General features: G+C 68.3%; 1 protein-coding gene. It reads right to left on the reverse strand.

Annotated features, from left to right (window positions below; all coding sequences use genetic code 11):
• On the reverse strand, positions 1 to 505 hold a 505-nt coding region (locus tag V6U86_RS33315), incomplete at both ends, for a molybdopterin-dependent oxidoreductase (protein WP_334510533.1).

Raw genomic sequence — 505 nt, forward strand, 5'->3', positions numbered from 1 at the left:
CGGCCGGTCGACACGTCGTACCCGTTGATTTCGCGCAGCACCGCCTCGGCGCTCGGCTCCGCGTGCGGACCGTGCGTGGGGTAGTCCCAGGTGAGGTCGAGCAACGCCCGGTCGCGCGGCGCGGTCGACGCCGCCAACCGTTCGCGGATGATGCGCCCGAGGTGGTAGAAGAACCAGAGTTCGGAGCGGGCGTCGCCTGGCGGCTCGACGGCCTTCTCCCGCCACTGCAACAGGCGTTGCGTCTGGGTGAACGTGCCCTCCTTCTCCACGTGGGAGGCGGCGGGCAGGAAGAACACCTCGGTGCGGCACTCCTCGGGCACGATCTCCCCGGTCTCGATCTCCGGCGCGTTCTGCCAGAACGTGGCGCTCTCGATCATGAAGAGGTCGCGGACGACCAACCAGTCGAGGTTGGCCATGCCGAGCCGCTGGGCGCGACCATGGGCCGACCCGACCGCCGGGTTCTGCCCGAGCAGGAAGTACCCCTTGATCTTTCCATCGATCATGT

Source organism: Micromonospora sp. CPCC 205558 (assembly GCF_036902955.1).
In the GTDB taxonomy this organism is placed as follows: Bacteria; Actinomycetota; Actinomycetes; order Mycobacteriales; family Micromonosporaceae; genus Micromonospora.